23 protein-coding genes are annotated in these 22,568 nt (G+C 44.3%); 3 read left to right on the forward strand and 20 right to left on the reverse strand.

Annotation, left to right across the window (positions count from 1 at the left end; translation table 11 throughout):
* Nucleotides 1–122: 122 nt before the first annotated feature.
* The 11 genes from L696_RS0101825 to L696_RS0101865 all read right to left on the reverse strand — a co-directional run bounded on the left by L696_RS0101825 (nt 123) and on the right by L696_RS0101865 (nt 10,516).
* Nucleotides 123–1,676: a DUF5597 domain-containing protein gene (locus L696_RS0101825; RefSeq protein WP_049827236.1), complete on the reverse strand. Its 1,554-nt coding sequence runs from the start codon at nt 1,674–1,676 to the stop codon at nt 123–125.
* A gap of 153 nt (nt 1,677–1,829) precedes the next feature.
* Nucleotides 1,830–3,386 (reverse strand): ABC transporter substrate-binding protein, encoded by a 1,557-nt coding sequence (locus L696_RS0101830; protein WP_025682131.1) that lies wholly within the window; start codon nt 3,384–3,386, stop codon nt 1,830–1,832.
* Nucleotides 3,387–3,478: 92 nt separating this feature from the next.
* Nucleotides 3,479–4,363 carry a carbohydrate ABC transporter permease gene (locus L696_RS0101835; protein WP_025682132.1) on the reverse strand — a complete coding sequence of 295 codons (885 nt, stop codon included), beginning with the start codon at nt 4,361–4,363 and terminating at the stop codon, nt 3,479–3,481.
* A gap of 27 nt (nt 4,364–4,390) precedes the next feature.
* Complete coding sequence (locus L696_RS0101840) at nt 4,391–5,356, reverse strand: ABC transporter permease (protein WP_025682133.1); 966 nt, start codon at nt 5,354–5,356, stop codon at nt 4,391–4,393.
* Between the two features lie 1,211 nt (nt 5,357–6,567).
* Complete coding sequence (locus L696_RS30150; RefSeq protein ID WP_155985287.1) at nt 6,568–6,708, reverse strand: hypothetical protein; 141 nt, start codon at nt 6,706–6,708, stop codon at nt 6,568–6,570.
* A 425-nt stretch (nt 6,709–7,133) separates the two neighbouring features.
* Complete coding sequence (locus L696_RS0101845) at nt 7,134–8,030, reverse strand: alpha/beta fold hydrolase (RefSeq protein ID WP_025682134.1); 897 nt, start codon at nt 8,028–8,030, stop codon at nt 7,134–7,136.
* A gap of 19 nt (nt 8,031–8,049) precedes the next feature.
* Nucleotides 8,050–8,481: a DUF1330 domain-containing protein gene (locus L696_RS0101850; RefSeq protein WP_025682135.1), complete on the reverse strand. Its 432-nt coding sequence runs from the start codon at nt 8,479–8,481 to the stop codon at nt 8,050–8,052.
* Between the two features lie 57 nt (nt 8,482–8,538).
* A complete protein-coding gene (locus L696_RS0101855; RefSeq protein ID WP_025682136.1) occupies nt 8,539–9,150 on the reverse strand; it encodes a DUF2239 family protein in 612 nt (203 codons plus the stop codon).
* Between the two features lie 361 nt (nt 9,151–9,511).
* On the reverse strand, nt 9,512–9,682 hold the full coding sequence (locus tag L696_RS31690; protein WP_245233264.1) for a hypothetical protein: 171 nt from the start codon (nt 9,680–9,682) through the stop codon (nt 9,512–9,514).
* A gap of 49 nt (nt 9,683–9,731) precedes the next feature.
* Nucleotides 9,732–9,794, reverse strand: coding sequence for a hypothetical protein (locus L696_RS31695; RefSeq protein WP_245233265.1), 63 nt, complete (start codon nt 9,792–9,794; stop codon nt 9,732–9,734).
* Nucleotides 9,795–10,111: 317 nt separating this feature from the next.
* Nucleotides 10,112–10,516 carry a winged helix-turn-helix transcriptional regulator gene (locus L696_RS0101865; protein WP_025682137.1) on the reverse strand — a complete coding sequence of 135 codons (405 nt, stop codon included), beginning with the start codon at nt 10,514–10,516 and terminating at the stop codon, nt 10,112–10,114.
* 221 nt (nt 10,517–10,737) lie between these two features.
* Between L696_RS0101865 and ahlS the strand changes: the two genes are divergently transcribed.
* Entirely contained in the window at nt 10,738–11,586 is an 849-nt protein-coding gene (gene ahlS, locus L696_RS0101870; RefSeq protein WP_025682138.1) for an AhlS family quorum-quenching N-acyl homoserine lactonase, read from the forward strand.
* A gap of 651 nt (nt 11,587–12,237) precedes the next feature.
* Here ahlS and L696_RS0101875 read toward each other — a convergent pair.
* The 6 genes from L696_RS0101875 to L696_RS0101900 all read right to left on the reverse strand — a co-directional run bounded on the left by L696_RS0101875 (nt 12,238) and on the right by L696_RS0101900 (nt 18,152).
* Complete coding sequence (locus L696_RS0101875) at nt 12,238–12,765, reverse strand: DinB family protein (RefSeq protein ID WP_025682139.1); 528 nt, start codon at nt 12,763–12,765, stop codon at nt 12,238–12,240.
* Between the two features lie 80 nt (nt 12,766–12,845).
* Nucleotides 12,846–13,565: a Ger(x)C family spore germination C-terminal domain-containing protein gene (locus L696_RS0101880; RefSeq protein WP_025682140.1), complete on the reverse strand. Its 720-nt coding sequence runs from the start codon at nt 13,563–13,565 to the stop codon at nt 12,846–12,848.
* A gap of 29 nt (nt 13,566–13,594) precedes the next feature.
* The gene (locus L696_RS0101885) at nt 13,595–15,481 is read right to left on the reverse strand and encodes an FtsX-like permease family protein (RefSeq protein ID WP_025682141.1); all 1,887 of its coding nucleotides are present in this window, start codon (nt 15,479–15,481) and stop codon (nt 13,595–13,597) included.
* A gap of 64 nt (nt 15,482–15,545) precedes the next feature.
* Nucleotides 15,546–16,319: an ABC transporter ATP-binding protein gene (locus tag L696_RS0101890; protein WP_025682142.1), complete on the reverse strand. Its 774-nt coding sequence runs from the start codon at nt 16,317–16,319 to the stop codon at nt 15,546–15,548.
* A 139-nt stretch (nt 16,320–16,458) separates the two neighbouring features.
* Nucleotides 16,459–17,454 (reverse strand): sensor histidine kinase, encoded by a 996-nt coding sequence (locus L696_RS0101895; protein ID WP_025682143.1) that lies wholly within the window; start codon nt 17,452–17,454, stop codon nt 16,459–16,461.
* On the reverse strand, nt 17,451–18,152 hold the full coding sequence (locus L696_RS0101900) for a response regulator transcription factor (RefSeq protein ID WP_025682144.1): 702 nt from the start codon (nt 18,150–18,152) through the stop codon (nt 17,451–17,453). Before L696_RS0101900 ends, L696_RS0101895 begins: the two co-directional genes overlap by 4 nt.
* Before the next feature lie 290 nt (nt 18,153–18,442).
* On the opposite strand from L696_RS0101900, the gene L696_RS0101905 reads away from it, so the two are divergent.
* Both L696_RS0101905 and L696_RS32290 read left to right on the forward strand, forming a co-directional pair.
* Complete coding sequence (locus L696_RS0101905; RefSeq protein WP_025682145.1) at nt 18,443–19,945, forward strand: alpha/beta hydrolase family protein; 1,503 nt, start codon at nt 18,443–18,445, stop codon at nt 19,943–19,945.
* Nucleotides 19,946–20,303: 358 nt separating this feature from the next.
* Nucleotides 20,304–20,432, forward strand: coding sequence for a hypothetical protein (locus tag L696_RS32290; RefSeq protein ID WP_280740109.1), 129 nt, complete (start codon nt 20,304–20,306; stop codon nt 20,430–20,432).
* A 472-nt stretch (nt 20,433–20,904) separates the two neighbouring features.
* Here the strand turns inward: L696_RS32290 and L696_RS0101915 are convergent, their stop codons facing one another.
* The 3 genes from L696_RS0101915 to L696_RS0101920 all read right to left on the reverse strand — a co-directional run bounded on the left by L696_RS0101915 (nt 20,905) and on the right by L696_RS0101920 (nt 22,514).
* Entirely contained in the window at nt 20,905–21,345 is a 441-nt protein-coding gene (locus L696_RS0101915) for an acetyltransferase (RefSeq protein WP_025682146.1), read from the reverse strand.
* A gap of 102 nt (nt 21,346–21,447) precedes the next feature.
* Entirely contained in the window at nt 21,448–21,582 is a 135-nt protein-coding gene (locus tag L696_RS32445) for a glycoside hydrolase family 30 beta sandwich domain-containing protein (RefSeq protein ID WP_342447929.1), read from the reverse strand.
* Between the two features lie 557 nt (nt 21,583–22,139).
* Nucleotides 22,140–22,514 (reverse strand): DUF4180 domain-containing protein, encoded by a 375-nt coding sequence (locus tag L696_RS0101920; RefSeq protein WP_025682147.1) that lies wholly within the window; start codon nt 22,512–22,514, stop codon nt 22,140–22,142.
* Nucleotides 22,515–22,568: the final 54 nt, after the last annotated feature.

Below are 22,568 nucleotides of genomic sequence, written 5' to 3' on the forward strand. Positions count from 1 at the left end.
AACAACGCTGCTCCCATCCCCTTCATTCCTTCACTCCGTCTTCTTCTATGGATTCATCGTTGCCTAGGTTCTCATTATGACTCCAACATCGTTATCAATAGCTTAGCAGAGATTCAAATTGTTCAACGGTATTGATACACTTCCACACAAAAGGAGGATGGATTGCTGCCGACTGCTAATCCATAAGAGGCTTCGTCCCCATTCAGAACACGCCCCCGGATCCATTTGTCTTTAACGAACGTTCCTTCCTCGATGCTAATGTAGTCCACTTTGGAAGTGTCGCCGCGCTTAGGCAGAAATTCAAATGAACATCCAATGCCGACTAAAATAAATTCGTTATTCGACGCTTCGATTACGAGGCCGCCTGACACCGGTTTCCCTTCCTGTCTGCGCTGATAGTTTACTTTCAAATCATATTTGGTGAAAGACAATATACAGCCGGGCTCATGATTTTGAATAAATCCCGTCATTTTTCCTGTACCGCGGTACTTCTGAATGATCGCCTGCATATTGCCGAGAAGCTCGTAGCTGCGTGCGAGATAGGGGCCGGTTCCATTTGAAACAAAGGCAGAAAAGTCGATATTCAGAGCTAAACCCAATTCGATATTTGTGTTGTCATTTGAAGGAGGGGCAAAGATGCTTTCAATGCCAAAAGGAGAAAAACACAAGGCATTATGTTTTCCAATCGCATAAAATACGTTTGTCACTGAAGCGACGTCTCTTCTAGTTTCGGGAATAAACAAGGGGTTGTCGTTCCCGGCCGTATACTCCTCACAAACCTCGGCAAAATTGGGAACATAAATATCCGGCGCATAAAGACAGATGGTCGGAGCCGTCGCTTTCCAAATCTGCATGACCTTTGCTATCGGCCCCCCGCTAGGATAAGATCCGGGCTTCCATGGGAATTGCTCAAGCCATGCATTCACGAACATAGGAAGAGCGTACTCATCAGAACCACTGCTAGCGATTCGTTCGATGGCCCGAGCGTAATGAAAAGCCATAAAGTATTCTTCCGCATCATCCGCAAACGCCTCCTTCCATGAACCTACCTTGCCAAAAATCGCAACCAATTCATCGGGTATCGAGTCGTTGAATTGCTCGTTCGCATGATCGGAGTAATCACGGTCGCTGCCCAAGAATCCGATTTCATTCTCAACTTGCACCATGATAACGGTATGGCGATCTCCATCCACTTTCTTCAGATGAGCCATGAAATATCTGAACGCAGCCGCATCAGCTTCAACGGCTTTCTCACATAATGGCGATATCGTATCGGAAGATTCTTTATTCTGATATACCGCCCGAAAGTAGGTCTCGTAGTCCCTTTTAACCCAGTTTGGAACATATGAGGATTTTCCGTTCTTCCATAACCCGAACCATAAGAATACCAGTCGCAGGTTTTCTTCTCGGGCTTGTTCAATAATTCCATCAACAAGATGAAAGTCAAACTCCCCCTGCATCGGTTCGATCAGTTCCCAATAGACCGGTACGATTACTGTATTTAAGTGTAATTCTCTAAGTTGAGGCCAAACCTTATGCTTCATATAGTTCAAGTCAGAGGCACTGGAGTTATGTATTTCGCCAGCCAAGGCAATAAATGGATTTCCATCGACATACAGATTGAATATTCCATTTTCCTTCTTTAACTGAGGCATTAAGCTAATATTACTCATCATCTCTCACTCTCCATTTGATATTTATTACAAGCGATTCTCTCAGTTCGTCGTATACTAACATCTGCCAAAAGAAGCGCAGCTTGCCTGCTGCGCTCTTCAAAAAGTACCATGACCGGTAACTCATTCATTTCCCTATTCGGCGGTGATCAAATGTTATTTCTTCTTTGCCAGAAATTCTTCAGCCTGGGTCTGCACCTCTGCTTTGACCTCATCCAGACCAGCACTTTTCAGATTTTTGGCCAGTTCGTCAAATGCTTTGTCTACATCCTTGACCGCGCCGATGTAGATCGGATTGGCATACTGTGTCGAAGCATTGGCCAGGTTGGCGATCTGCGTCTTGACATTCTCTGAGTTGAAGGAGAATCCTTTAAATACGAAGTCTGAGGTATTATATTCGTTCTGCTTCTTCCAAAAGTCAATATAAGTCTGTGGCCAGGTACTCATCGGCTTAAACAAAGCCTTATTTACGAACCAGAAGCCCGCAGCATCCGGAGGATAGGTATTTGTATCGGCTGTTACCCCTTCCGGCAGTCCGATTTTATCGTCCTTGACGACATAGTTCTTGCCTTCGATCCCGAAATAAGTCAAATACACATAAGAAGGATCCTCCATAATAAGGTCGAACGCCTGCATCACACGTTCCGGATTTTTGGAATTGGCCGCAATGGAAATTCCAGCTCCTATATAATTTCCAATTGGGACCTTACCATTTGGCATCAAGGACGGAATGATATAGGTTTCAATTCCTTTCGCTTGAGCAGCTTCTAGGGTGGATGCAATATCTATGCTGTTGCCAAACGCTACCGCAGATTTGCCTTCCACAAAATTATCCTTGGAGCGGATCTTATTTGAATATGGATTTTTGTTAACATAACCTTTGTCATACCAGTCCTTCATGATGCCGGCAGCATATTTTTGTGCGCTTAGGTAAGGCTCCTCTACCATGCTGTAGATTTTCCCAGTCGGATCTGTAAAATCGTAAGCTACTCCTTGAGCCAAAGGACCGCCTCCGAAAGGACCGCCTATATAGCCAATTTTATCACGCATCAGCTGTTGATACGGTGTCGGAAGATCAACCTGAGAGTCCAGGTTTAGGCCGATCATATTCGGATGGTTTTTCTTAACAGCTTCCAGATAAGGACCAATTTCAGAGAGGCTCTTCACCTCGGTAAGGCCTGCTTCCGCCATAATATCCTTGCGTAGTACAGCCACAAAGACATTGCTGTCCGGAGTGGTTTTTGGAATCATAAAGATTTTACCGTTAATCTTGGCCTCTTCCCAAGCTGTAGGATCAATAGCAGCCGATTTCTTCGGCATATATTTGGCTATATCCTCAGGCTTAAGTTCATAAAAGGCTCCTTTATTCGCTTGTTCGACATAATAATTCCAATCTGCCGAAAAGATAAAATCCACATCTTCGCCTCCGGCCAACAACAATGGATACTTCGACTGCACATCCCCCCAGCCGATGTAATTCAGATCAATGGTGGCATTGATGTCTTTTTTCAGCTTTTCATTGAGCTTCGCGAGCACATCCGGCATACCCTTCGGTGCTTCACCGAGCAGGTAACCCTTCAGCACAACCTCCTCTTTCTGATTCGGTTCTGACCTTGTGGCGGCATCGTTGCTACTCGAGCAGGCAGACAGCAGCATCGTCAGTGACAGCAACGTTGTCAGGATCAACATAACTTTTTTCTTTATTTTTCTCACTCTTATTCCCCCTCTGAAAATCGCAATTATATATAAATCCCCATTTATGCAGGATTCACAAACGTATTGCCTCTGCATCCGCACAGTAGGGTTTACCCTTTTACGGCGCCAATTGTAATACCTTTTACGAAATACTGCTGAAGGAACGGAAACAGAATCACAATTGGTCCTGTAGCAATCACTGTCATAGCAAGCTTGAACGTTTCTTTAGGCGTGTCAAGAGCCGACATATGTTGGGCCATAGCCGCAGACATGTTCATTGAAGACAACATTTTATAGAGTAAATATTGCAATGGCACGTATTGCTCCTTGTCAGTGAACATCATCGGGGTCCACCAGTCATTCCAGTAGGCCAGAATGGTGAACAAACCAATAGAAGCGAGTGCGGGCTTGCAGAGCGGCAACACCATCTGCCAAAAAATCCGAAAGTCTCCCGCCCCGTCAATTTTGGCCGATTCCACTAGCGGCTCTGGCACAGAGCCCTGTATGAAGCTGCGCAGAATCAGCACATACATAACATTGAACATGGGGAGCAAAATTAGTACTGCAAGAGTGTTCTTCAGATGCAAATAACTGGTGATCCAGATGAAATAAGGGGCCAATCCACCGTTAAACAATGTGGTGAAGAACAGAAAAAATACCAGTTGATTCCGGTACTTTACTTCCTTACGGTACATTACATAGGCCGCCATCGTGGAGAACAGCAGCGAAAGCACCGTTCCAACCACCGCCACAATCAGCGAGACGCGGTAAGCAGAAAGAATCTCACCGGGATTGCGGAAGATGTAGGCATAGGCATCCAACGAAAAGCCGCGTGGCAGAAAGGAATAACCCTTGGCTAAAACCTGCCCTTCTTCCGAAATAGAGCCGGAGATTAGAACGATAAAAGGCATCAAACATAGAACTGCGATAAGCGAGACAACAATGTATGAGAAGGCCTTAAAGACGGGCGCCGAATTCAATTTGTTTTTTGTCATAAAGATTCCTCCTTTCTTATGGTCAAGTTAGAACAGTGCGTTATCCTTGTCATAGCGGCGGACAAGGTAGTTAGCGAACAGGATAATAATCAGTGTGAGTACCGATTGATAGAGCCCCACCGAAGAAGCCATGCCAAAATCCTGCGTGCCCATCAGCGAGCGGAACACCAATGTATCAATAATATCTGTGGAATTCATCAGCGCGCCGTTGTTGCCGATCAGTTGGTAGAACATATCGAACTCGCCGCGCATAATCCTTCCTAGCCCCAACAGAATCAGCACTACCACTGTAGGCTTGAGCAAGGGAAGCGTGATTCTCATGATTTTTTGAAAACGGCTAGCACCGTCAATTGTTGCCGCTTCATAAATCTCTTGATCAATCCCTACAATTGCTGCCAGATATAGGACACTGCCAAAACCAACCCACTTCCACACATATAGTAGCGGGAGCAGAAGGTACCAATAGCCGCCAGACGAATAGATGTCTATGGCCTCAAACCCGATATTCCTCAGGAAAACGTTTACAATTCCGAATTCATAATTCAGAAAATTATACACAAATGCGGACACTGTAACCCAGGATATGAAATAAGGTAGAAACATTAATGTCTGTGCAGATTTTTTAAAAAACTTGTTATATGTCTCCGAGATCAGTACCGCAACCAAAATCGAGAAAAGAGTGTACAATCCCAGAAATACTACATTGTACAGGATAGTATTCCTTGTCACAAGCCACGCCTTGCCGGATTGAAAAAAGTACTCGAAGTTCTCAAGTCCGTTCCAAGGACTCATGAAAATGCCGTCCCTGTAGTTGAATTCCTTAAATGCCATAATGATACCTGTCATCGGTATATAGGCAAAGATGATAAAAAAAACAGCAATCGGCACAAACATCGCATACAGCACCCAGTTTTTCCTTAGCTCGTGTAGCGGGGACAACCATTTGACCTTTTTTGGGGTCCGCACCACAACCTGCTCTATTTTGGCACTCATAAGCAGCCTCCTTCAGTATGTTTCTCTGCCTCCTCCTTTATTGTAATAGGCTTCAGAGCCTGCACCTACGGGGGAAAGTTTCGATTTTCTTTGAAATCTTTTGTTAACGCTTACTTTTAATTTGGGAAGACGTATTCGCACAGCGGTTCCCTAACCAGGAAGGCTGGTAAAAGACAATTTATACAGCGACCCAAAGTTCAGTCAACAAATTTTATCATGAGTCCTCCTCGAAAATGGAAAAATTATACTTCCTATATTAACCTATCCGAAGGAGAAAAATAAACAAGAAAAATTGGCTGAATGTGTAATTGCTATAATTATAAAACCCAGAATCCGGGCCGAGTGCTAGGAGCGATTAAAGAACAAAGTCTTCCAGAGGCAAGTACTTGGTCTTGCTATGAATAAAATGGTTTTGAAAAATACTCTAATGGTGAATTTTCGTATGGACATCATACCCAAAATGTTGTAACACATTGAGTACAAAATAAATTTGTAAGTTAAAGATAAACATGTCTTAAAGAAATGACCTACTAATGACATTTTTTCATACAGCATTTTATCTAGACCATGTTCTTAATCTTTCCGCATGGAACTGAGTTCTTTCCTTAGGTCAGAAAAAAACCTGGTTCCTGATAGAAAAAATCGTTATTTAAGCGAAGTCTTATTATTAATGTGCTTTTATCTCGTCACGTTGAGTTCCACTTGAAACTATTTAGATAACTATCTAATCCGAAATGACACAATTTTCTTGTCCTTTTCGGCAATGGAACAAGAAACGGGTTCCTTAAAACAAAAAAAGCCGCTATAATAGCGACTTGAATGGAACAATGTTCTTGTCCCTTGACAAGTAAAAATTATTTTTTCTGAATCGATCCGTGTTAATCCCCTGTTCTCGCTTTATACTCAAGTCGTGCCGCTAGACCCAAAATATGAACAGTTCATGTATTCACCAGTTTGTTTATTCTTTTGCCTTAAGTCTCGATATTTTGGTATTTTCAGTCTCAAGACTCCTATTGCTAGGCATGTTTATAGTATAGGTGATTTAAGTAATGTCCTCAATTGGAGATAGTAATAATATCTATTCTCCACCTTCTCTCAAATTTTCTATCAGTATATCTTTTTTAAAATACCACACAACAAAAGTCTTCTCCTACCACTCATTCATATCCATTTAATTTAACTACGTCTAACTTGAGTTATACGTAATTAAATTAATGAAACAGGCAAGTTCTCCGATGTTTGACGATCAATCTCAGTCTCAAGTCAATCAGATCGATCTGCCATTCCCAATCGCTGACAGGCAGATACGGATTCTTCACGCCACCCATCGTGTTACCGCTAACTGTCTCCAAGCCCTCACTATCCGCGCATCTGTTATGGTTACTTTAGCGAGTTGATTAAGACCATCATATTGTAGGTCCTTACTTCCTTCTGTAAAGGTAACTAGACTGTCTTCATCAGTGGACTCAATGTTTCCATTAGCATCGTAACATAGGTTTTATTGCCCAGAGTGCCCTTTTCCATTCGAAGACGACTCAGTTGATCATATTGAAATTATGTTCTTCAGAGATACGAGTCAGGATCTGTTCTATCTCCTAATATCCAGTGAGATTTGCCGCTCTGAAGTCAACATGATAAAACGATAACTTGCCTAACGAATTGTTAATATTAATTAATTATGAAAATATTTTAACGCAGAAAACCCTCATAACCATGGATAATTGTGTCCATAGTTATGAGAGTACCTGTCGTAACTCAAAGCTTTCTTTTCACCATGCTATCCTTTGCGTCGGGCTGTCCGTACGATTCCATCAACAACAGTTTCAAACAACTGTGCCGGCAGATCATGTCCCATGCCTTCAAGTAACATGAATTCTGCACCAGAGATGGCATGAGCCGTGTCTTTTCCGCATGCTGGGACAAACATAGGGTCGTCCACCCCATGGATTACTAATGATGGAACATTTACTTTTGCCAGTTGAGGACGACGGTCTCCAGAAACAGCAATAGCTGCAATTTGCCGCCCAACACTCCCTGGATCATAAGCTCGCTGAACCTCTTCTCGAATAATTGAATGATATTCGTTCTCTTCAAATGGATAACCTGTACCGGCAATACGTCTGGCAAAAGCTACACTATGAGCTAAGTACCCTGCTTCATCCTCCATTGGGTTCGGTGCTGGCCGAGTCATTAACGCCATTACATCAGGCGATGTTGGTGGAAGTTTGGGATTTCCTGTTGTTGACATGATGGAAGTAAGAGATAAAACACGCTCCGGATATCGGCTGGCAACAAGCTGAGCAATCATGCCGCCCATCGAGCGTCCAACGACATGTGCCTTTTTTATTCCAAGGGCATCTAGCAGTCCAATCGTATCATCAGACATATCATTGAGCGTGTATGGAATATCCGGGCGCTGTCCCGACATCAGAGTTTTTGCGAGTGCTTCAAAATCCAACGTAGCGTAATGGTTAAAGTGTGTGGATAGGCCGGTATCACGATTGTCAAAGCGAATGACTCGAAATCCGCGCGCCGCCAACATCTCACAAAATGGAACGGTCCAACGGATCATTTGGGTTCCAAGCCCGGCAATCAGAAGAATGGTTTCGTCCGTATCGTTGCCATAGCTATCATAGGCGAGATCAATACCGTTTACTTTTATTAACATATTCATTGTGATGTTCTCCTTAAATTCAATATTTCGGTAACTCTGTGATGGGCAATAGTCGAGAATCTTCAATGGCGGCAGTTCGATGTCCAATCCCTTCCAAGTAAGATATATGATTCGAAAAGGCCAGGAACGACTCTATGCTGCTCTGACGAACCAACATGACAAAATCCCAATGTTCAGCTTCAGGACCAATCAGATATTCTCCGCCTTTGCCCATAAAAACAATCTCGCCCCCACTCTCTTGTAGGAACGGGAGCGTGTGTTGAATATAACGCTGGAAAGCTTCTGCTCCGCTAATGGGTTGGTTAGGGGCTAAGTCAGGGTGAGATGTATAGTCTGCGGTTTCACGAAAACGCAGCAGATTTAACATGAATATAGTGCCTTCGATGTTTCGCCGCACAAGTTTCATGCCGCTGTTTTGAGTCGGTTCAATGTAACGAGTTGATTCAGTCACCTTCCATACCCCACTTTCCTTCTTTATCTGCTGTTGTGCACATCGTTTAAGTGGTTATTAACTCTCTTCCTGTATGAATGCACCCTTGGCTAAAGTCTTAATATAGTCTCTGATATCAGGTGTCCAATCATCAATCAATCCATAAAAGAGATCCTCATTCCCGGCATACAGTGCTCTCAAAGCCTCCTCATACTGAGGGAAATCGCCCGCAATTGCCGTCATAAAATGATAACTTGCTTCTTGTGCGGCGCGAACTTTACTTTCGTTCTCTCCCAAACGGCGAGCTTCATCAATCAGTTTTCGCAGCGTTACGGAGGCTCCTCCGGGTTGAGCTTTAAGCCAGTCCCAATGTCGAGGAAGCAAAGTAACTTCACCGGACACCACTCCCAGCTTGGGACGGCCAACCCTGCGAGAGGGTTGTTCATTTTCTTTCGTATCCGGTATATGTCCAGCCTGGCTGTTTAACCGCTCAAGCACCTCAGCTGTGTTTCCACGAAAATCAATATCTAGTGGTTTACCCGTCAAATCGTCAAAAATAAGCAATTGTACGAACTTACTGTCCTCCAAGGTATCTTTTACGATTCCGACAACATAATGTAATGTGCCTTTGGCAAAACAATCTTTCTCTAAAAAAGCAGTACAGCTTATTTGAGCAGGTGAAGCCTGCATGTTATACCTCCTTTTTCTTCCTTCCTCAATCATTATACCCGGGTAAAAAGAAAAAAAAAACAATATTACCCGGGTATTATTGATTTTACGTCCAGGTCTCAACATCACAAATTGATCGGAATAGTCTTTGCTGTAAAATCCTCGATATTCGCATTGACGTACGTACTCGCTCAGGTCATAACAAAAAAGCAGCCTGCTGGAGGCTGTTTTTAGGAATAAAATTTTTTTATAAACATGGATACTGAATCAGCAAAAGACTTGATGTCCGCTATATAACTCAACCTCAAGTTAAATCCGTACAATGGTGAATGGATTCGTTAATGATGAATCATCGTCTAACGCTTAGTAAAAGCAGGCAAGATCATGATGGACTACAACTTATGAGCGAATTCGATTTCCCGATAGCAGCGAATATCCTCCTCCAAAAGTTCATCATACAGCCTATATTTTGACTGAATGATTTTTTTTCATGATTCGTTACCCGCAGATAGAGATGGTCCTGAGTATCGTAATACAGTATCAGTCCTTCCATTTGCTGCTGATGGTCCAGTGCGAATTCAAGGCACGTCTCGGCTTCGCACTCAAAAGCCTTCAGTTCTGCGGGCAACCATGCTTTGACTGTGTGTTGAACTGATCGATTCCATCCCATTCAAGCGTATGTAGCCAGGCCGCTGCCTATTGAGGTTTTAATTACAACGTTTTTTATATACCAAGGCTAATGATTAAGCCTCGCTCCTTTTTTTCTTTTCCAACTAAAATCCATCCTAGGACTCCAATGTTCCATATGATGACGATAGCCTCCAGATTTCTCATATATCCAGCTCCTTTGTCGTGATGTACTATTACATAAGAGCAAGTATACGATCTCTAGTAAGAGGAGACTCAACCCTTGTTTTGACCATAACTCAGGGTAGACCCTGAAAAGGGGCTTCTTTTCACCCTGAATGTACTGTTAAATTCATCAATTTACGCTGTCGGCTTCATGTGAACTCTTAGTATAAGGAGAGTCATACTGAACTCGCGCCTCTACAACTTGAGTGTAATGTTCTCTTCCCCACTGCCTTAACTCTTTCATCGGCTGAAGCAAGGTTTCCCCTAATCTTGTTAGTGAATACTCGACAATTAAAGGTACTGTAGGAGTAATGTGTCGCTGAACCAAACCATCACGTTCCAGCTTGCGTACCGTCTGGGTAAGCATTTTTTTTGATATCCCCTCAACCCTCCGTAGCATTTCTCCATATCTGATTTTACCGTTTTCCATGGCATATATAACAAGTGCAGTCCATTTGCTAGAGATGATGTCAAGAACTTTGCTATAGCCGCAATTGGATAACGAAATATCAGATCGTTTAGTTGTATGTGCCAAACCGTTCCCCTCCTATGCACTATGAAGTTCTCAGGACACTTTAAAGTGCCTACTTATATCATTTTAATTTTTGTATTAATGTATGTCTATACCAGTACTGAGCAGTTTGAGCTAGATTTGTCGTAGCATAGCCAACTGCAGGTAAATCCGGATGTTCCAAAAAGATTTGCTCCCGAAAGGGGTTGCCTTGTACTGAATTCCTTCGAAGGTAGGTAAATAACATGACAAATATTATTAAAATGCGTCCGAAGCTATATGTATTGGATAATGGTCGAATGAGCATGGATAAAAATTGGATCATCTCCATGCATAATCCAGCAACAATTAATAATCCGAATGCCCAGACACAATTTGTTGAATTTCCAATCTATACGGTATTGATTGATCATCCTGAGGGGAAAATTTTGTTTGATACAGCCTGCAACCCAAACTCCATGGGTGCTCAAGGGCGCTGGGCACAGTCGACCCAACTGTCGTCTCCATGGGTAGCAAGTGAGGAATGTTACCTGCATAACCGGCTTGAGCAGCTTAAGGTTAGACCCGAGGAAATCAAGTATGTCGTTGTCTCCCACTTGCATCTGGACCATGCAGGATGCCTCGAATTGTTCACGAATTCGACCATTATCGTCCATGAGGATGAGTTTAACGGAGCACTGCAGACCTACGCCCGCAATGAAAAAGAAGGAGCCTATGTGTGGGCTGATATTGATGCATGGATCAAAAACCAGCTGCAATGGAAAACGATCAAACCGGGAGAAGACAATCTGGATCTGGTGGATGGTATCAAAATCTTGAATTTCGGAAGCGGTCATGCATGGGGGATGTTAGGTCTCCAGATCGAAATGCCAGAAACCGGCGGAATCATTCTAGCTTCCGATGCCATCTACACTGCGGAAAGTTTTGGTCCTCCGGTCAAGCCACCCGGTGTAATCTATGATTTGATCGGCTACCGTAACACAGTGGAGAAAATTCGTACTTTGGCTGCTCGCACGAATTCCCAAGTGTGGTTCGGGCATGATGCGCATCAATTCAGAAGCTTGAGAAAATCCACTGAAGGATATTATGAATAACTCAACTTGGAAACGACTAATATATGGATGTTCAATGATGATGGGTTCCCGATGAAATTCATTTAACTTCACTCCTCCTTTCACCCAACAGGTCTACTGATCAGTCAGCATATCCTTCCGGCATGATTGGCAGCACAGGAGACTTTCTTAAACTGCTGTAGCTTTGCGGTAAGGAGGAGATCCGATTCTGCCAAGGGCTATTGTCACAGAAATGACAACCAATCAAATTGGGAACCTTGCGATGCCGTATTGGCCGGAGAGAGGTTTTGACTTGGTTTCACACTGCCAAAAGACCCAGAACAATACATCTGAATCGCCGAGAACGTGGTAGATGGGCGGTACTATGATCACTCCTAGTTGGTTAGTCCGAGTGAGGAGCTTAGTGTTGTAGCGTTCACAATACGGCGCTTGAAGGAATGTCCGGCAGGTTTACAACGGAGCAGTGCGAATCTGTCTACAAAGGTATTCGAGGAGTAAAGTAAGGACTAAGAATGTTTAAACAAATATTTGTATTATGAGATACTAAATGTATGCCGCAATCTAAGATATTATTTTTTCCAGTCCAAGACTGCGGCGGGTTTTAAATTGAAGTGATCCTTCAAGCGAATTGTTGGAAAACACCAAAAACTCCTCTGGCTTATCGAGAAGAAATCAACTCCTTTTTAAAATGCCCAAATATGCACTCCAGGATCCAACATCGGTCCTGTATCTCTCCGCCATGACCCTAACGATTTGCGCCATATGCGTAAAATCATGAACGACCCACGCAGAGAGCAGCTCCCTCAACTTAACGATGCCGAATTCCGGATGTAGGCCGGTTTTTTCCAGATGGGAAGCTGGATTAAGAATCTCCCTTAGCTTGGAGAGATTCTTCATTCTGATGCTGCTAAACTCTTGCAGGGCCTCTTCAACGGTTCTTTCAGAAATTTCCTTCAAGTGGGAGAAACGGTCGAATGCAGGAAACAGATTATTTTCCCCTTCCAGTAAACTGGATTCCACTCGCGGAATCCAGTTATGCTTCTCCGCTTCAATGAAATGTTCAACCATTTCGTGTGCATTCCAGGTTCCTTCACCTTCATTGCTTTGTAGCCATCCTTCAGACAGACCAGATAAGAAACGCTCCAGAGTTTGCGGCGTGCGCTCCAAAATTTCAATAGCTTCATTCAAATGAAAATTAATTTTAATACTCCTCTCTTTCATAAATAATACATTCGATGATTTCTTGCTGCTCCATATACCTTTTATACTTTACTGAAGTCTCAAATGAATCTTGCAAAACAGGTGTATGGAGCCCTCATAGGGATTTTAGGAAACCATGTAGTTTTCCACCTTTTTACCTGTTTTTCCGACAAGTAAGGCCGATAAATCATGTCCACGCCAAGAATATCTGATCCATACGAATGGATTTTTGTAGCCGTCTGATTGAATTGATGTTCTAATTTTTCTTGCAAATCTTGCTCTATAATGGCATTGGATTTCCCTTCGGGACTCTCTGTAATCAGAACATTCAGTTTAATAAGCGTATGAAGGGTTGGACCCCGCTCACTCCAAGCAGTAGTTACACCCAACACGTCAACAGCGCTTGTGATACTACCATAGTCGTTATAAGTCTGTGATGTATTAACCACATACTTATTGGTATTTCCTGATTCTTCCTTGGTTACCTTTGTTGCACTAGGTGATGTCCAGCGCCTTGGTTCGTCATACGTGTAGTCAGTCGTATGGGTATAGGTTTTTCCACCATAAGAAAAAGTTGTTACAATACTTATGTTGTAGAATACAGCTGGTGTATTCTCATCAATAAAATCTTTCTTATTTGTGAGCGTGGATTGAGTCAAACCATCGTAAACCCCGACAGAGAATGAGATATCTGTATCATAAGAACTTCCAATATCACTTGTTGGATAAGAGACGTCTTTATGGTTGTTACCTTTTGGGGTCGTATGAGACCATTGAAAAGTCTTGCGATCCGGTTCCAAGCCGACGGTCCTTTCAGAAATAGGGGCAATCAGTTAAAACCCGCTGATTGTTTCAAATGCTTTAAATAACGGGCACGGATCAGTAGAAAGTACAGGAATTGCGCGACAAGGAAAACGCTGTAGACCGTAATGGTCGAATGAATCACCGGCGAATGGAGCAGGTTATGCAGAGCGTATAGCGCAACCGAGCTGTGGATGAGCGCGACCGCGAGCGGTACGAAAAACAACAGCGCCATCTGTAGAGTCGCCACCTTCTCAAGTTCCTTGTCGGTCAACCCGATCTTCGTTATGGAACGGTACTTCTGCTTGTCATCATTCAGGTCGGTAAACAGCCGGAAATATAGAAAGCTTCCCGATGCAACAAAAAATACGCAACTGACAAACAATCCGACGAAAAGCATCAAATTATAGGTCCGCTTCATCTGTTCCTCCAAATAGGCAGGAGATGTGAACCAAAAACCGGAGGTTTGTGCATATCCTAGCTGTTGAGCGATGGCCTCCCCCGTGTCCGCCGTTGAATCGGCGCTGTCCGTATCGTAAGCGGTTAAAAGCCGTTCTTCTTTCGGATTGCCAAAGGAGTCAAGCATCTCATCCTGAACGATCAACAGCGGTTCATCGACAATGGGAGGCGTGATCGGCTTTCCGACGGTTTGTTTCATGTTGAATGTGATGGATGTTCCCTTCACTGACCACTCGCGTTCCGGCAACGGCCGGTTTTTCATGGTCCAGATGGTCGCGGCTTCATTTCCCTGCAGCGACAGTACCGGGTAATCCAAGGCTTTGGCAAGCTTGGTATACTCGGACAGGCGGATGAAGTTCAGTGATTGTCCATTTATCGAATCGAAGTTCGCTAAATGGACGGACAATTTATCATAACGAATTCCCCGTTCTTTGAGCACTTGTTCGATTATTTTCGTTTGATAGGCTGCTTGCCCGACATCGCCGGTGATTTGGATGTAATTATAGGCGAACGGGTACGCATCCGAGATTTGTTTGTGGATTGTTTCCTGATATCCCATCAAGCCGCCCATGGCGCAAATGGAGACTGTCGAAACGATCGTCACGAGAAAGAACATGCAGGCGTTGTCCTTCATGCGGTAAGCCATGTCGGAAAAAACGAGCACATTCGTTTTGTGCAAAAAGACAGAGCGGTTGCTTCTCAAAGTGCGAATCACAAACACGCTCAACTGAGTGTATAAAAAGTAAGTACCGATGATGACTATGACCGTGACCGGCAAAAGAGCGATAACGACCGTGGCGCCTTTAACTAGAAACGATATGATGTATCCGGCAAGAAGAAGGCAGAACGCTGTAATTGAAAGAAAAACGGATGATTTAGGCTCAGGCTTCGGTTTGGCGCCACCTTTCAGCAGATCGATCGGCTTGCTGGCCCGTACGAATGCGGCAGTGAACGCAGAGATGACGAGAAACAACAGCACGAATGCGGACAGAGTGAGCAGAATTGCTTTGCTTGGCATGTAGTATGGCAGCGGGCTCATCTGCATCACATCGGCTCCGATCATCATGAATAGCTTGGCGAACAGCATGCCGGCGGCAAGACCTGCCACAATGGAAGCGAAACCGATCACCATGCTCTCGATAAAGACTATGCGTCGCAGCTGATTGTAGGTCATGCCGTGCATGATGAGCACGCCGAATTCCCGTTTGCGGGATTTCAGGAAGGCACTGACGGAATAGAATACGAAGAAGATGGAGAACACATAGACGATATATTCCGCAACCGTCATTGCCGTAACGGCCGACCAATTGAAATCAGAATTTTTAATTGCAGGGTGAAAAATAAAAAAAGCATAAATGAAAAAGATCATCACCGAAAACGCGCTGCTCAGAAAAAAAGCGGCATACGTTCGTTTGTTCCGGCTTACATTGCGGAAGGCAAATTGTCGAAACGTCATTTATTGACCCTCTCGACCTATTGCCGTAATGGTCATCATGGACAGGATAAGCCGGGAACTCCTCTTAATTGACACGAAGCGGTGAAAGCTCATGTGCATTCCCTCCCATTAGTGAAAGCATATCGATAATCTGTTGGAAGAAGGCCTGCCGGTTGTTTCCCCGGTAAAATTCATTATAGAGCCGACCGTCCTTGATGAATACGACCCGGTGGCAGTAGCTAGCCGCGAGAGCGTCATGGGTGACCAGCAGCATGGTCGTATGATCGGTTTGGTTGATGGCCTCCATGGTTTCCATCACATCTCGAGAGGATTTGGAGTCGAGATTTCCTGTCGGCTCATCGGCCAGCAGCAGCGAAGGGGAATGAATGATGGCCCTTGCGATGGCAGCCCTCTGCCGTTGCCCTCCCGACACTTCATAGATTCGTTTATTCAGAATTTGGGTGATGCCCAGTTTTTCGGCCACCAGATGAAGCTTGGCGTCCATCTCCTTTACGCTTTTCCCATCCAGCGTAAGAGGGAGAATGATATTTTCCCCGATGGTCAGCGTATCTAGCAAATTAAGATCCTGAAAGACAAAGCCCAGCTTCCGTCTGCGGAACAGGGCCAAATCGTGTTTGGATAACAAATGGGGGTTTTCCCCATTAATCAACACTTCCCCGGAGGTAGGCGTGTCGATTGTGGATACTACGTTCAGCAGCGTTGTTTTGCCGCTGCCTGAAGGACCCATAATCCCGACAAACTCGCCTTTCTCGACAACCAGATTCATGTCGCTCATCGCCCTATACGCGATACTGCCATCATAAACTTTTCCCAGATTGCGCACGATTAACATATCCATATCAAGCATTCTTCCTTTCATACGGTCGGATTTTCGATTTCCAAGGCTCTCTCGCATAATCATAACCGATCCTCAATCGCTATCCCATCGATTATTCTTAAACAAATCTTACAATGCTGTAATCAAAAACAAAGCATGTTCATAGAGCATGAACATGCGCGATTCCCATCCATATACGTACTGCTGTTCCTTGTCCCTGCTCGGATTCAAGCTCGACGCGATGATCAAGCCGCGAGGCGATCTCCCGAACCAGGTAGAGCCCCATGCCGGTGGATTCGCCGAACCGTCTACCGTTTTCCCCTGTAAAATACGCGTCGAAGACCCGCTTGATATCCTGTTTCGGGATTCCGGCGCCGTTGTCCCGAATCTCAAGAACGGCTCGCTGTCCGCGCACATCAGAGGTAATCATGACACGGCTGCTTGCGCCGGCCGAATACCGTACCGCATTGGTGATTAATTGACCGAGTGCGAATGCAAGCCACTTGTCATCGGACATGACCATCAATCGGTCATCCACCTGGATTTCCGGGAAGACCTTATTGCGGATAAATAAATTTTTGTGTTCAGCCGTTACTTTCCCGACCAGCTGACGAAGATGCACCGGCTCCGCCACGAAATCCTGCTCGAACGCATCCAATCGTGAGGTATACAGCACCGTGTCAAGCCCCTTCTTCAGCTTGTCTATTTCCTCTCGAATGCTGTCAAAGAAGGGGTCGGTTTCTTTCTGAACCGCAAGGTGCATAACGGATAGCGGGGTTTTCATCTGGTGCACCCACTGATTGATAAAGGTGATGTGATCGTTTAGCTTCTTACGGTATCGTTGGATATCGTTCTGATAAAGACGATACTCCCCCTGGAGCAGATGCCCAAGTGCATCCGCGAGCGGTGCGTTCCCGACAAATTCGGCCGATTCGTCAATTGACGAAAGAGGACGAGTCAGTCTCCGATAAAATCGAAAATGGCGGATATAACGGTATATCAAGTAAAAAGCGAGCAAGGCCGTATTTACCATGCAGATGTACACAAGATCGAAGGTATTTCGGAAACCGGATAAGCGGCACATATAAACAGTCAGCAGAAGCTGTCCGGCATACATGAACACTAACGGAACATGCTCTCTCCAAAACAGCTTCATGGCTCCTCCCTCCAGAAAGGCCGCAGTTTATACCCGACTCCCCGCACGGTTTCCAACGCTTCTTCAACGCCGAGCTCGGATAATTTTTTGCGGATGCGCGTGATATTGACATTAAGCGTGTTGTCGTCAACTAACTGTTGACCGTCCCACAGCTTGTTCAGAAGCCAATCGCGGCTGACCACCTTGGAGCTGCTTTCCATCAGTGTTTCCATCAGCAAGGATTCTTTATGACTGAGATCTACGGTTTTGCCGGATAAGGTCAGCTCAAGCCTTTCGGGATACAACACGAGTCCTGTGCATTCCACAGTCCGTTCCCTCTTGTTGGGGGCGTATGAGCCATAAGCGCGGCGAAGCTGGCTCTTGATCTTGGCCATTACCACTTCATAATCGAAGGGCTTGGCGATATAATCGTCCGCTCCGTTCTCCAGCGCCATGACCTGCTCCATCTTGCCGTCGCGGGCGGAGATAAACAGAATCGGGCAGGTAGAGACCGTTCGGATTTGCCTGCACCAGTAATAGCCGTCGTAACGGGGCAGATTGACGTCCAACAGCACGAGATCCGGACGAATGCTCTGGAACACCTCCATAACTCGGTCGAACTCCTGGACCGCTTCAGCTCGATACCCGTATTTATCCATATATGATTGAAGCAGCTGCGCCAGCTTAAGATCGTCTTCTACAATCAGGATACTAAACATAGGACTTGGCTCCTTTTCTGATTTAAAAAAACACCAGCATGCCTTCGCCGAAGAGCGATTGGAACTTACTGTGTTTCTATGGTTTGAATAGGCTGGATTAGGTTCCGTTGTAAACTATTATAACCTTACTCTTTCAAGCCGAAAAGAAACCGTTTTACTAGTCCTCCAAAACCGCAAGATCGAATTACAAAATTGTAAGGTAGATGTAAGGCAAATCGATAGCTTAGGCCAGCCTGTCAGGATAAGATTGGAACAAACGAAAATAGAAATTTTTTAAAAGGAGAATCGAGATGAGGCTGTTTGAACTGTTGCTTTTTTTGTCAAACATCGGCTTGTTTGCATTAACAGTCCTATTAAAAAAAGGACGGCGTAGAATTCCAGTATTCGTTGCAAGCGGGATCGCCACACTTTTACTGGTCATTCATTGGATGGTGGAAGGATACAGAATTCAGCTATTTTTCCCATATTGCATAACGATCATTTTTTTAGCCATTTCAGGTTATAGCTGGTTTAAAAAAACCGGCCAAAAAAAAATCCCACGATTCATGTTGGGTTCAGCTTATACCACAATAGCGATAATGCTGGTCGTAACAGCGGGTCTCATGTATGCCTTTCCTGTATTTAGACTACCTGAACCGACAGGCGAATTTAAGGTAGGAACGCAAACTTTTCATTTCGTGGATACAAATAGGGAAGAGATTTTCGACGAAGCCAGAGATGGCAAGAGGGAATTGATGGTTCAGGTCTGGTATCCGGCTCAAGCTAGCACCGGCAAGTACGCTCCCTTTATTCCCGATACCGAGATTTTACGTTATATGGCCGCGAACTATGGCCTTCCCGGGTTTACGTTTCAACACCTGAAGTACGTATCCAGTCATGCTTATTCGGGAGCGAAAGTCTCTTCGGCACAGACTTCATACCCGCTGATCCTTGCGAATCCCGGCAACGGATCTTCCAGGTTCCTCCACACGTCGCAAGCCGAAAATCTCGCGAGTCACGGATATATCGTGGCAGTGATCGACCACACCTACAATACATTTGCAACCGAGTTTCCGGACGGTCGAATCACGACCAGCACAACCAACGACTTATTTTCGCCTGCCCATGATTACCGGACAGAAAGGGGAAATCGTGACAAGTTGGGAAAAGTTTTAACTGGCGATGTGGCGTTTACGCTGGACCAATTCGAGCTCATCCAATCGGGGCAGATTCCAAGTCATCTAAAAGGGAAGATTGATCTCGGTCATGTCGGGGTGTTCGGCCATTCCATCGGCGGAGCGACGGCCTATGATGCTTCTTACGATCCGCGAATCACGGTTGGAATAGACTTTGATGGAGGGCTTTATCGACTGCGTGACAGAGAGGGTCTGCGAAAGCCGTTTTTGTTCATCAACTCGGAAAGCTATTTCGAAAAATTAAAAATGGTGATGGATAACCGGGTCTACACAGATGCAGAGCTTAACCATATGGGATCAACAAGAGAGTGGGAGGATCAAGTAACGGAAGATAAAAAGTTGGAGCTTCAACGGATGCGCGAAACGGTCGACGAAGGGGGACAAGTCCTCTATATCGAAAATACGGAGCATTTGAATTTTACCGACGTACAGTTCATTTCTCCGATTTTCAAAATGCTGGGCATTACAGGAAAGATTGCGCCCGAAAGAGCGGACTCCGTTATCAATGCCTATATGCTGGATTTCTTCGATATGTATCTGAAAAATCAAGGCGGAATCTTAATGAAAGGACCGGATAGCCGCTTTCCGGAGGTGAAGTTCGTAACCTCGCTATTATGAATTACGGAACGGGCTACCCATTTTGATATGCTCCCCTTCAAGTAGACAGGTTTAATAAATAAACCGCTACTTGAAGGGGAGTTTTCCTTTGTCTAAGAAGAACGAATACAATAGGATTGAGAAACTAGCCATCATACAGGAGTTAAAAGCAGGATTGAGCAGTCGTATGGAAGTAGCAAAAAACATAACATCAGCGTCACACCTTAGTGAAATGGCGACATCGCTATGAGTTGTACGGAATTGAGGGGTTAGAAATTCATTCCCACACTCGAGCGCCAGCCGAACACAACTCTCAGATTGGGTGAAGAAGTATAATGGTCATAGCAGCTTAAAAGCCTATAAAGGGGAAGCGAAAGCTATGAGCAAGGGGCGGCGGTCTACCAATCATCAGGAACGAATAGACATTGTTCTTTACTGTCTTGCCCACGATCATGACTACCGGAAGACAGCGGAACAGTATCAGTTTGGAAAGAAGCCCTCTACTTAAGCATAATCTTGGCTTGGGGTGCAATACCTTCATAACCTATTTAAGTCTATTCTTATATTCTCTTATAAAACTTCGCCAACATGCATCTTCCACTTGAAATTCCGCATCATCTATACAAATTCCCCTCGCTACTATATCAATTTCAGAAACTTTGTTTACATTTATAACTACATCTTCACTAATTGTGGTAAAAAAAGTTCACCTCTGCGAAAATAATTAACAGGCAAAATAACGATTAGATATACGTCTAATAGGAAATAGGAACAGCTTCTTTTAGACAATAGAAAAACTCCCATCATGTGTAGTTGTAGAAGTTTTGATTTTTTCTACTGTCTACTATGATGGGAGCATATCAGTGTTTGAAATGGTTTTTTAGATTTTTCGAGTCTTATATTGCTCGCTCATCTGATCCCACTTCAGAGATGTCATTAGCCTCATGAATCACTTTTTTTTGTTGGTGTGATCGGCTTGTTTATGAAATTTCCAGATGCAGCAGCGGAAAGGGGTTTCCAGATCCATCGAATTCAGAGCGACCGATCTGTACAAACCCCATTTTCTTATAGAATTGCGCGGCTCCAGCATTCTGTTCATTGACATCCACCTTGAGATGGTGTCCTTTGAGTTTGACGGTATGTTCGATCAGAAGACGCCCTACTCCCTGTCCGTGCTGGCTTGGATCGACGAACAACATCTCAATAAAGTTATTTTGTAACCCGATAAAACCGACAGGTTGTTGCTCCGTATCTAGAGCTTCCCATACCTCGACTTGCCGTTCCTGCAATATTTTGCTTACCATTTCTCGGTAGAACTGAATGTGATGCTCTTCCAAAAACGTGTGTGTTGCCCGAACAGCTCTCTCCCAGATCTGAAACAGCTGCTCATGATCTTGTTCACGATATGAAACGATAACCATCTAAACCTCTCCAGTCTCTCTTTAGCTAGTGATTTATGTCTTCCGGCGAAACGTTACTGCTGACTTCGCAGGCAAGCTGTAGTGAAATTCCGTTCCCATCCATCACCACTTTAAACGAGGTATCTTTCTCCCCCGTATTAGCTTCAACAGTACCATCGTTCCATCCGGATTGCGAAAAGCAACATTCTCAAGCTTGCCTTTCTCCTGATGAAATACACTCTTACAGCTCCAGGGCAAACATACTTACCGATATGCCACAATGCATAATACTCCACATTTCTATCTACCTTCCCACTCTCTGGATCAATTGTCACGACCCCTCGACATTTCTACCAACCACCATTTGTTGGTCCACCTTGTGGATCTAATGCTATGTTCCAAAGCAGCATTTGTGCCCAGTTTCGCGGTGAACTAATCATAAGGTTGGACATTTGCCAGCTCAGGTTTTCGCCAAAATCAGGGCTCCACTCTCCACCACTACATTCCGTGAGGACTTATCCGGGGGATTGATCATGGACCAGACATCGTAGAAGGATCATCGGCGTAAAAAATTACACTTGTTCAATCGCAAAATTTCCGAAATCGAACCCCTAATCGTCTACATTATTTCAATCATTAAACATTTTCCGATATATTGTAGGGTCACCTCTCCGTATGATTGAAGTGATTGATAGTTTTGGTACCTTGAAAAATTATGGATTTCTCTTTGAGCTGACTCGTGTGCTGTATACCCGTTTAGGATAAAAATTAGGGGGATTAGCCAATCATCCGCAAGGAATAATCGAACTTATCTCTCAATTTGCTTCCCACTTGCTCAGTTTTTCAATAGCCTGGGTTTCATCTGGCAGGAAGAATATATCGTTTCCATTGTTGCTTTCATAGATAAAGTCTTTAAGACTTTTGCTGGTATAGGTTGAGAAATCACCAATAATTGCAATTTTGGTCTGGTAGTTTATGAACTTTTGAAGCACTTCTCCAGCCAGACGTGTTTTCAAATCAAAAAACTCTTCACTTACTTCAGATTTGTTAATAATGATACGGTTGCAATCGACTTCATATCTGACCGTTGCCATCAGATCGATAGCGGACTGAACATCCGTGATTAACTTCTCGCTGCTTGTAACGTAAGCAATGGATGTTCCATTTTCGTTTATGTTTCTAATGTTCATCTCTTCTATTACCTCATTCCAATTCCATTATATGATCTCAAAATCTTACTCAAG

The sequence above is a fragment of the Paenibacillus maysiensis genome (assembly GCF_000520815.1).
GTDB classification, from domain to species: Bacteria; Bacillota; Bacilli; order Paenibacillales; family Paenibacillaceae; genus Paenibacillus; species Paenibacillus maysiensis.